Here is a 10760-nt window from a genome sequence, read left to right as displayed (position 1 = left end):
CAATCCGCAGAGCCTCTCACCCAGTATTCACACTGTGCTCTACCGTGTGCTGCAAGAAGCCAGCACCAATGTCATCAAATACGGTGCCCGGCAGTCAGAAAACCCTCAGGCGCACTGCCACTTCAAAGTGGCAATCGAGGGAGACCATGTGGACCTCGCCGTCATCAACACGGTTGACCGGGAACGACACCAGACCAGTCCTGCCCTGACAGCAGGGTTGGAGGGTTTGAAAGAACGAGCCAATGCCTTCGGCGCCACAGTCGAGGCGGGCCCCCATGGTGATCACGAATGGAGCATTTCGGTCCGGGGTATGCGCACGTTCTAGGAACGGCGCGGATTAAAAACTGGTACTTCCCCGGTGGGCATATTCTCTCCGGGCAGCCGGCGAGCGAAGGGCACTTTGGTCCCGAGCACCTGCGCCACAGTATCCTGCGCGATCTGCGCCGAGGTGAGTCCCACACGCTGCAGAACCTGGTCCCGTGAACCGTGAGACAAGAACTCCACCGGGAGTCCGACTTCATTCAATGCGGTGTCCACACCGGCCTCCCGCATGGTCTGCCGGATCCGGGAGCCGACTCCTCCGGCTTTGACGCCGTCTTCCACGCAGACCACGATCCTGTGACGCGCAGCCAGGGAGACCACTGAGTCCGGCACCGGAAGAACCCACCGGGGGTCCACTACCGTCGCCGAGATGCCCTGGTCCTCCAATCGGCGGGCCACATCCAGAGACAGCTCTCCCATGGTGCCCACGGAGACGATCATCACGTCGTTGGTGTAGACACCGTCTTCCCCGGGCTCAGCGGTCGAATGCAGGACGTCCACACCGTCGGAGAGACGCTCACGAGCCTCGATCTCTCCATTGACCGAACCCTTGGAGAACCGCACCACCGTGGGGGCGTCACTGACGGAGACCGCTTCACGCAGTTCTTCGCGCAGTCGCGTGGAATCGCGCGGGGCGGCGATCTGAATCCCAGGCACGATCTGCAGCATGGAAAGATCCCACATTCCGTGATGACTCGCGCCATCGGGACCCGTCACACCCGCCCGGTCAAGCACCAGAGTCACCCCGGCCTTATGCAGCGCAACGTCCATGAGGAGCTGATCGAAGGCGCGGTTCAGGAACGTGGCATAGACGGCGACCACCGGGTGGAGTCCCCCGTAGGCTAAGCCCGCAGCGGAGGCCACCGCATGCTGTTCAGCGATTCCTACGTCGAAGACTCGCTCGGGGTACTTCTGGGCGAACTTCCGCAGCCCCACTGGGATCAGCATGGCACCGGTGAGCGCAACAATATCCTCGCGCTCATCGGCAAGAGCGGCGATCTCCTCTTCGAAGACGCTTGTCCAGGACCGGGCGGCGCCCCGGCTTACGGGTTCCCCGGTTTCAGGGTCGATGACACCGACGGCATGGAACTGGTCCGCTTCATCTGCACGCGCCGGGGCGTATCCTCGGCCCTTTTCTGTCATCGCGTGGACGATGACGGGTCCGGCGTAGTTCTTGGCATCGGTCAGCGCTTCTTCCAGCGCCTTCTGGCTGTGGCCATCAACGGGGCCGATGTACTTCATGCCCAGGTCTTCAAAAAGTCCCTGCGGTGCCCAGAAGTCTTTAGCGCCCTTCTTTGCCGCGTGCAGACTGCGGTAGACCATCTGCGAGACAGAACCACCATGCTGAAGTCGCTGTTTGGTCCCGTCCATCACAGATTCGTAGACCGGATGCGTACGGACTTTATCCAGTACGCCGCGGCGCAGTTTCGAAAGCTGATTGGCCAGACCGCCCACAGTGGGAGCGTAGGAGCGGCCGTTGTCATTAACGACGATCACCACTCGCCGGTCCTTATCGGCCGCAATATTGTTCAGGGCTTCCCAGGCCATGCCGCCGGTGAGGGCGCCATCACCGATGATCGGGACGACATAACGGTCACTTTCACCACCGAGTCGGCGTGCTCGCGAGATCCCGTCTGCCCAGGAGAGCGAGCTGGAAGCGTGGGAGGACTCTACGATGTCGTGAACCGATTCAGCGCGTTCGGGGTAGCCAGAGAGTCCGCCCTGCTGTCGCAAGGTGGAGAAATCCTGCCGTCCGGTCAGAAGCTTGTGTACGTAGGACTGGTGCCCAGTGTCGAAGATGATCGAGTCACGGGGTGAGTCAAAGACCCGATGAATGGCTAGCGTCAGCTCAACTACACCCAGATTAGGGCCGAGATGTCCGCCGGTGGCGGAGACATTGGCGATGAGGAACTGCCGGATCTCCTCGGCAAGCCGGTCCAGCTGCTCCTCCGTGAGCTTGGACAGGTCCTGGGGGTGCTGGACTGTCGAAAGGATGCTCATCATTAGGCCAGTCTACTAGCGGGTGCCCCCGGGTCCGAAGTTGCTGAGCCCAGTATCGCTGACGGCCCTGGCATCTATCAGAGACAGACAAAGCTGCCCCGGCCAGATGGCCGGGGCAGCTTTGTGCATAGGACGCGGTGGCTAGGCCTGGCTTACTTCACCAGTGAGCGCAGCACGTACTGCAGGATTCCGCCGTTGCGGTAGTAGGAGGCCTCACCGGGGGTGTCGATGCGAACCACGGCGTCGAAGCTGATCTCCTCGCCGTTCTCCTGCTTGGCGGTGACCTTGACGGTCTTCGGGGTCTGGCCGTCATTGAGCGCGGTGATGCCCTCAATGCTGAACACCTCGAAGCCGGTCAGGCCCAGGGTGTCAGCGGTCTCACCCTCCGGGAACTGCAGCGGCAGCACGCCCATACCGATGAGGTTGGAACGGTGGATGCGCTCGAAGGACTCAGCGATGACAGCGCGCACGCCCAGCAGACGGGTGCCCTTGGCTGCCCAGTCACGGGAGGATCCGGAGCCGTACTCCTTACCGCCCAGAACCACCAGCGGAGTGCCCTCTTCGGCGTAGTTCATCGCAGCGTCATAGACGTACGCCTGCGGTGCACCTTCCTGGGTGAAGTCGCGGGTGAAACCACCCTCGACGCCGTCCAGCAGCTGGTTCTTGATGCGGATGTTGGCGAAGGTTCCGCGGATCATGACCTCGTGGTTGCCACGTCGGGAACCGTAGGAGTTGAAGTCCTTGCGTTCCACGCCGTTCTCCAGCAGGTAGCGGCCTGCCGGAGTGTCGGACTTGAAGGAGCCCGCCGGGGAGATGTGGTCGGTGGTGACTGAATCGCCCAGCTTCAGCAGTACGCGGGCGCCGTCGATGTCAGTGACCGGCTCCGGATCCAGCTTCATGCCGTCGAAGTAAGGGGCCTTGCGCACGTATGTGGAGTTCTCATCCCATGCGAAGGTGGCACCCTCAGGAGTGTCCAGGGACTGCCAGCGGTGGTCGCCGTCGAAGACAGTGGCGTACTTGGAGGTGAACATCTCCGTGTCGATGGACTCCTCGATGATCTTCTGCACCTCCACCGGATCCGGCCAGATGTCCTTCAGGAAGACATCGTTGCCCTCAGCGTCCTGACCCAGCGGCTCGTTCTCGAAGTCGAAGTCCATGGTCCCGGCCAGGGCATAGGCGACTACCAGCGGCGGGGAGGCCAGGTAGTTCATCTTCACATCCGGGTTGATGCGGCCTTCGAAGTTACGGTTGCCCGAGAGCACCGAGGTCACTGCCAGGTCCTGCTCCTGGACGGTCTGGGAGATCTCCTCTTCCAGCGGGCCGGAGTTGCCGATGCAGGTGGTGCAGCCGTAGCCGACCACGAAGAAGCCGATCTTCTCGAGGTACTCAATCAGGCCGGACTTCTCGTAGTAGTCGGTGACCACCTTGGAACCAGGCGCGATGGAGGTCTTGACCCAGGGCTTCTGCACCAGGCCCTTCTCCACGGCGTTACGTGCCAGCACGCCGGCGGCCAGCATGACGTTCGGGTTTGAGGTGTTGGTGCACGAGGTGATGGAGGCGATCGACACTGCACCGTGGTCCAGGTCAAACTCGCGACCGTCAGGCATCTTCACGTGCACGGGCTTGGAGGGACGCCCGGCGGCAGGCTCAGATCCTGCGTTCATTGGACGCGGCTGATCCTTTGCCGACTGCTCCTCGCCCGGAGTATGTGCCGGCGCATCGGATCCGGGGAAGGATTCCTTGGATGCCTCATCGGCCTTGCCGTTGAGGCCCAGAGCATCCTCAGTCTCCTGGACGTAGTTGTGAATGTCCTTGCGGAACTGCTCCTTGGCATCGGTGAGTTCGATGCGGTCCTGGGGGCGCTTGGGGCCGGAGATCGAGGGCACCACAGTGGAGAGATCCAGTTCCAGCTGCTCGGAGAAGCGCAGCACCCGGGAGGGGTCATGCCACATGCCCTGCTCCTTGGCGTAGGCCTCCACCAGAGCAAGCTGCTCTTCGGTACGACCGGTCAGGCGCAGATAGTCCAGGGTGACCTGGTCAATCGGGAACATCGCGGCGGTAGAGCCGAATTCGGGGCTCATGTTGCCGATGGTAGCGCGGTTGGCCAGCGGCACCGAAGCGACACCTTCGCCGTAGAACTCCACGAACTTACCGACCACGCCGTGCTCGCGCAGCATCTGGGTGATGGTCAGCACCACATCGGTGGCGGTGGCGCCGGCGGGGATCTCGCCGGTGAGCTTGAAGCCAACCACACGCGGAATGAGCATGGAGATCGGCTGGCCCAGCATCGCAGCCTCAGCCTCAATGCCACCCACGCCCCAGCCCAGCACGCCCAGGCCGTTCTCCATGGTGGTGTGGGAGTCGGTACCCACACAGGTGTCTGGGTAGGCGCGCAGCGCGCCGTCGATCTCACGGGTCATGACCACCCGGGCCAGGGACTCGATGTTCACCTGGTGGACGATGCCCATACCCGGGGGAACAACCTTGAAGTCTGCAAACGCGGTCTGGCCCCACCGCAGGAACTGGTAGCGCTCACCATTGCGCTGGTACTCGATGTCCATATTGCGCTCGATCGCATCGGAGTTACCGAAGGAGTCGATCTGCACCGAGTGGTCGATGACCATTTCTGCCGGTGCCAGCGGGTTGATCTTATTCGGGTCGCCGCCCAGCTCCGCCACTGCCTCGCGCATGGTGGCCAAGTCCACCACGCAGGGCACACCGGTGAAGTCCTGCATCAGCACGCGGCCGGGGGTGAACTGAATTTCAGTGTCTGGATGTGCGTTCTCGTCCCAGCCGCCCAGAGCCTTGATGTGCTCGGCAGTGACGTTGGCGCCGTCCTCAGTGCGCAGAAGGTTCTCCAGCAGGACCTTCAAGCTGTAGGGAAGGGTCTCGTAGCCCTCCACCGTATTGAGTCGGAAGATTTCGTAATCGGCGCCGTTGACGTTCAGAACGCCTTTTGCTCCGAAGCTGTCCACAGTACTCACGGGGACTCCTTGTCTGTCTTCGCTGACATGGCCTCGGGCCTTGGGTGCGACCGAGTGCCTGTTATCCGCCCACCATCCTACTCATAAGGCAGGTCACCTGAGCTTCAGCCACGGCGGACGGTAAGAACAGACACGCCCAGCGGCCAGCGATCTCAGCCGTGGCGGAATAGCGCCACTGACTCCATATGGTGAGTATTGGGGTACATATCAAGGAGACGCAGGTCAGAGATACCCCAGCCGAGTTCCTGCAGACGCTTAGCATCGCGGGCGAAGGACGCCGGGTCACAGGAGACGTAGATAATCTCGCCCGGTGCTGAGTCGCTGATCCCCTGAAGCACCCGGGCATCGGCTCCGGCGCGGGGCGGATCAAGCAGAACCAGATCAGCCTGTTGCAGCCGAGGAGCTACCCGTTCCGCTGGGGCGCAGACCACCTCCACGCGGCCGGTGCCGGCAAAGAGCTGTTCGGCCGCAGCGCTGCTGGCCTGCGCTGCCTCTACGGAAAGTACTTGCCCCTGGGGACCCACCACTGCGGCTGCCCATGCCGAGAAGAGGCCCGCCCCGGCATACAGGTCGACCATGGTGCCGCCCTGAGACAGCTGCGTGAGATCTGCGACTGCGGACACCAGCGCCTGCGGCGCCTGTCGGTGAATCTGCCAGAAGCCCTCAGGAGCCAGAGTCACCTGCGAGCGTTCAGCTCCGGCGTCGTCATGGAATGCCACCGGCAGCGGTTCGGTCACCATCCGCTCCCCGGCCACCACGCTGTACTGGACCTTCACTGGCTGCAGCTGCTGATGACGACGGCGCCCACGTGGGCCGCGTTGCGAGCCTTCGCGGGATTCCGCTGCGCTGATCAGCACCACGCTGCCAACCTGCGGCGAAGTTTTGGCCTGAGCAGCCATTCGGTTAGCAAGGCCATCACGTTCAGCAGGGTCATCGCTGCGAACCAGCAAAGTCAACGGCCCCGCTCCCCCTGGCGCCACCACGTCGACCGAGGAGGCCCCGGAGAAGTCCCATCCGAAGATCCCCGAGTCCGATACTGCAGCGACCGCCAGCGGCATACTGCGCAGCGCAATCAGATCATGGGAACGATGCGGTTTCATCGCCAAAGACCCGTCCTTGACCGCAAAGCTCACCCTGCTGCGCCAGTGCAGCCCGCCGGATTCGGCCCCGTTGAGGCTCTCGGCACGGACATCGCCGTCGGCACAGAGTCCGGGCACATCAAGGTCTGCTACTGAAATACCGCCGATACGGTTCATCGTGTCGCGGAAGACATGGGCCTTCAGCCGCCTCTGGTGCGCATCGCTGATGTGGCCGTATTCGGCCCCGCCTACCGGCAGCTGGTCCCGATCGTAGGCGCGCAGCGCATCGGCCTGCTTCCACGGATGGCGGCGGCGATGATCTGAGGTAGCGAGAATATCGACAGCGTCGGCACGCCAGAAGCGAGCGCCGTCGCCTCCTTCTGTCACCACCGCCCGCACAGTCTCCCCGGGAATGGCATGACGCAGGAACACCACGCGCCCGTCATGACGCGCGATGCAGTGCCCGCCATGGGACATCGGTCCAGCTTCAAGGGTGAGGATTTCAGCCATCGTGATCCTGTACCGCCGAGGTGCGCTGTTCCTGCTCGGTGGGGCGGGTGATCATCCAGCCAAGCCACAGGCCCAGGGCATACAGCGGCACTCCCATCACCACTCGAGCGGTGCCGAGAGCCCCGGTCGCATCTGCCCAATACATCGGCAGCTGAACAGCCAGACGAGTAGCCAGCACGGCTGCAATGATCCATGTGGCTAGGGCGTAACGACGGCGGCGCAGGTCATCGCGGCGCCAACTGGTTCCTTCACCACGGACAAAACCGAAGAGCACGCCCATCAGTGGCCAGCGGATAGCCACTGAAACCGCGAAGACCAGCAGATAGCCGATATTGATGAAAAAGCCTGGCAAGAAGTAATCCCGAGCTTCACCACTGACCTGCGCGAAGGCAGCGCATATCGCCACCCCCACTAGCCCGGAGAAGGACTGCAGCAAACTTCCGCGCTGGACCAGCCGCACCACGGTGAACAAGACCCCCATCCCTAGAGCCAACAGCAACGCCGTGCTGAGCTCTTCGGTCACGAGGAATGCTGTCAGGAACGCTGCTGCGGGGAGAGAGGCTTCGGCCAGTCCTCGCCATCCTCCTGCAGAAGCCAAGACATCGAGGGAGCCGTCATCTCGGGTCTGCATCTTCTGCGCGGCGGAGGCCGAAATCTGCTCGCCAAACTGCTCAGCGGCTGACGGGGCAGCCTGGGCCTGCGCGGTTTCAGTCTGCGCGGCGTCAGTCTGCCCGGCATCAGTCTGCCCGGCGGTCTCACGCGTTGCTGCGTTCTCCTGGGAGGCAGTCATAGGGACACCAGCCTCAGGCGCCGGGCTGTGATCCGGGGCGCTGGACGTTCGGCACTCCGTTGCTCCGGTTGGGACTCTGGCCTGTACTCGGCTGGCCAGTGCCGGGCTGTCCTGTGGCGGGCTGGCCCTGGCGCGGCACCACCACACGCTTGGCCCCAGCCGGCGGACGCAGCGGCAGCAGCTCGCGCGGAGGCAGAGGCTGATCTCCACGGACCACCAGAATCTCGGAGAACAGCTTCTCCACGCCGGCTGATGCCTGGCGATCGATCGCACCGCGACCACCGATCACCCCGCGCAGGAACCAACGATTGCCCTCGAAACCGATGAATCGGGCAGCCCGCCAGCCCTGGCGGCCGTCCTTGAGCACCGTAGGAACGCGTGCATGGAGTTCTTTACCGAAACGGCCATCGATCTCCTTGACCCGACCGTGCTGCTTCACCACGGATTCTTCGATCTGACGGCGCACATCCTGCCAGATGCCTCCGGACTTCGGCGCTGAGAATGCCTGCAGCTGGATGCTGGCTTCGCCCACTGCAATGGTCAGTGACACCACCCGCTTGGTCTTCTGGTCGATGTCCAGTCGTACCTTCTGGTCCTTGCCCGCTGGCACCAGCAGCGCACCGAAGTCCAAGTAGCCCTTCTTGGATTCGACCTCATCGGCATCACGCGGGCCCCGGAGAGCCTCTTCGGCATCCGCCTGTCCCGACTGGTCCGCCGGCTCAGCAGCGGTGCTCTGGTGACCGGTGCTGTCCTGGACCTCGGTCTCCTCGCCAGCGACGACGCCCTGCTCATCCCCCAGCTCAGCCTCCTCGATTTCTACCTCAGGGGCAGATTCCTGATCGAGAGCCTCACGAATAGTGGCTGGCTTTTTCGGCTCGTTCTTCTTCTTTCTACCGAAGAGCATGCCTCTCCTTACTTGAGTGTGGGTGGGGTGGTCAGTGAGCGGGAGTGAGCCCGGGAGAGGCGATACCGCTGGAGCCGAAGCCTCCAGCACCGCGCACACTCTCCTGGAGCTTATCCACCGGAGTGAACTGTGCCTGAGCGACTTGTTGCAGGACCAGCTGAGCAATCCGGTCACCGCGGGAGAAGCTGACCGCGGTGTGCCGGTCCGTGTTGAGCAGACAGACCTGGAGTTCCCCGCGGTACCCGGCGTCGATCGTGCCTGGAGTGTTCACCATGGTGATCCCGTGCTTGACGGCCAGGCCGCTGCGCGGGTGAATGAGCCCCACCCAGCCTTCGGGAATTGCCACGGCGATGCCTGTGGGGACCAAACGTCGCTCGCCCGGTTCAAGAGTGAAGTCCTCTGCACTGACTAAATCGGCGCCTGCATCACCGGGATGGGCGTAGTGCGGCAAAGGAAGTTCGGGGTCCAGAAGCTGAATCGGCACGTCGATGGTGTTCACGCTCACGAGTCTACCGGCCTAGCCCACTGGCCTCTCGTGAGACGATGGGTCTATGAATGACGTGCTGTATTCGGAGAAGCTCTGGCCCGCCTGGTGGTTGTGGGTATCCGCCCTCATTGTCGGCGCTTCTATCTCCATTATATTCTTCCCGATCAACGCGACTTTCGGGACTCTGGCCCTGGTCATCGGCGTTGCGCTGTGCGTCTTTGCGCTGGTGATCACCACTCCGCGGCTCGAAGTCACCGAGGGCTGGCTGCGTGTCGGTCGGGCGCGTATTGAACGTCAACATCTGGGTCGCGTGGTGGGGCATCGCGGCGATGCCGCCCGGGAACAGCTGGGTCCTGGATTTGATGCGCGAAGCTACCAGTGCATCCGCGGTTGGATCGATCCGGTGATCACCGCTGAAATCACTGACCCCGAGGACGCTACGCCCTATTGGCTGTTCTCCACCCGGCAGCCTGAAGCGCTTCTGGAAGCCCTAAAATCCGATGAGCCGGTACGCACGGCTGGAGTCTCGCTGGCCTGACCGGTACTAGAACTGAATACGCCAAGGGCGACCCGGCATCTCTGCAGGGTCGCCCTTGGCGTATTAGCGAAACTGAAACCTTAGAAGATCAGCCCTCACAGTCAGTGCAGAAGAACTGACCGTTCTCCTCGCGTGCCACCTGGGACCGGTGCCGCACCAGGAAACAGGAGGCACAGGTGAACTCATCCGACTGCGCCGGCAGGACCCGAACCTGCAGCTCTTCGTCAGAAAGATCCGCGCCGGGCAGCTCAAAGCCCTCTGCGGCCTCGGCTTCATCCTCATCGACAACAGCCGACTGGCGGTTATTGGAGCGGTTCTTCAGCTCCTCAATCGAGTCCTCGTTGACGTCGTCGTCGTTCTTCCGCGGCGCATCGTAGTCGGTAGCCATGGCTGGTGCTCCACATCATGAGTATTTTGCTCATCCCCGCAGGTCGCAGACCCTTGAGGACTTATCAGGTCGCACAGATTGTGTCGTATCAGCCCCCATAGGACAAATCCGCGTCGGCACTTTACGGCTGAGGGTGAAATACTGCGCCCGAACAAAGCCGGCAGGACCCATCCTTCCAGGTGGGGTTGAGGCCCCCAGGACTGAGTCTTCCCCTGCGCGATACAGTTGCCGGATAGGACTTCCCACACGTACCTGGAGGACGCGTAAGGATGCAGGATCTGCGGATCGTGGGGCTGGATGAGGAGAACGATCCCCCGCGGCTGATGCTCTCCGACGAGGCTGGAGCTGACTATGCCCTGCCCGTTGATGAGGCGCTGCGTGCTGCCGTGGGAAGAACTCCGGGTGCATCCCCCTCCGGAACTGCAGCATCCGAGTCCGCCACAGGCGCGGCAGCACCGAAGCCGACCCTCTCACCCCGAGAGATACAGGCTCGACTGCGGGCCGGTGCCACCATTGAGCAGGTCGTAGAAGCCTCCGGACAATCACGTGACCACGTGCTTCGGTACGCAGGCCCGGTAGCTGACGAGCGCGCCTATATCGCCACCCGCGCCAGGCAGACCGTCATAGCAGCAGCGTCCACCACCGAGCATCACCGGGTGGCCTTCGGCGACTCCCCAGCCACCCTTGAAGCGATGGTCCGGGTCCGGCTGCGCGCGATGGATGTCCCGCTGAGTTCGCTCAGCTGGGACGCGTGGCGC

General features: G+C 62.9%; 10 protein-coding genes. 3 read left to right on the top strand and 7 right to left on the bottom strand.

The window, feature by feature from the left end; genetic code table 11:
- A partial coding sequence (locus TX78_RS13725) for an ATP-binding protein (protein WP_456152313.1) occupies positions 1-325 on the top strand: 325 nt, incomplete at its 5' end.
- On the opposite strand, the gene dxs is transcribed toward TX78_RS13725, so the two are convergent.
- From dxs to dut, 6 genes are all read right to left on the bottom strand, one after another.
- Entirely contained in the window at positions 322-2322 is a 2001-nt protein-coding gene (dxs, locus tag TX78_RS06315; protein ID WP_044494963.1) for a 1-deoxy-D-xylulose-5-phosphate synthase, read from the bottom strand. The genes TX78_RS13725 and dxs overlap by 4 nt on opposite strands.
- Positions 2323-2474: 152 nt before the next feature.
- On the bottom strand, positions 2475-5306 hold the full coding sequence (locus TX78_RS06310; RefSeq protein ID WP_044494716.1) for an aconitate hydratase: 2832 nt from the start codon (positions 5304-5306) through the stop codon (positions 2475-2477).
- Positions 5307-5458: 152 nt separating this feature from the next.
- Complete coding sequence (locus TX78_RS06305; RefSeq protein ID WP_044494715.1) at positions 5459-6895, bottom strand: class I SAM-dependent RNA methyltransferase; 1437 nt, start codon at positions 6893-6895, stop codon at positions 5459-5461.
- Positions 6888-7685, bottom strand: a complete 798-nt coding sequence (locus tag TX78_RS06300; RefSeq protein ID WP_081652614.1) for a DUF3159 domain-containing protein — start codon at positions 7683-7685, stop codon at positions 6888-6890. The genes TX78_RS06305 and TX78_RS06300 overlap by 8 nt, the downstream gene beginning before the upstream one ends.
- 13 nt (positions 7686-7698) lie before the next feature.
- Complete coding sequence (locus TX78_RS06295; RefSeq protein ID WP_049897561.1) at positions 7699-8589, bottom strand: DUF3710 domain-containing protein; 891 nt, start codon at positions 8587-8589, stop codon at positions 7699-7701.
- Between the two features lie 31 nt (positions 8590-8620).
- Positions 8621-9094 carry a dUTP diphosphatase gene (dut, locus tag TX78_RS06290; protein ID WP_044494714.1) on the bottom strand — a complete coding sequence of 158 codons (474 nt, stop codon included), beginning with the start codon at positions 9092-9094 and terminating at the stop codon, positions 8621-8623.
- A gap of 46 nt (positions 9095-9140) precedes the next feature.
- Between dut and TX78_RS06285 the strand changes: the two genes are divergently transcribed.
- Positions 9141-9614 (top strand): DUF3093 domain-containing protein, encoded by a 474-nt coding sequence (locus TX78_RS06285; RefSeq protein ID WP_044494712.1) that lies wholly within the window; start codon positions 9141-9143, stop codon positions 9612-9614.
- Positions 9615-9702: 88 nt separating this feature from the next.
- Here the strand turns inward: TX78_RS06285 and TX78_RS06280 are convergent, their stop codons facing one another.
- Positions 9703-10002, bottom strand: coding sequence for a DUF4193 domain-containing protein (locus TX78_RS06280; RefSeq protein ID WP_044494711.1), 300 nt, complete (start codon positions 10000-10002; stop codon positions 9703-9705).
- A 269-nt stretch (positions 10003-10271) separates the two neighbouring features.
- On the opposite strand from TX78_RS06280, the gene sepH reads away from it, so the two are divergent.
- Positions 10272-10760 (top strand): septation protein SepH (gene sepH, locus TX78_RS06275; protein WP_044494709.1); only part of this gene is annotated, 489 nt, incomplete at its 3' end.

Origin of the sequence: Nesterenkonia massiliensis (assembly GCF_000455245.1) — a bacterium.
GTDB lineage: Bacteria > Actinomycetota > Actinomycetes > Actinomycetales > Micrococcaceae > Nesterenkonia > Nesterenkonia rhizosphaerae.
Note: the sequence above shows the minus strand (reverse complement) of the source record. Positions and strands in the feature narration are given on the sequence as shown.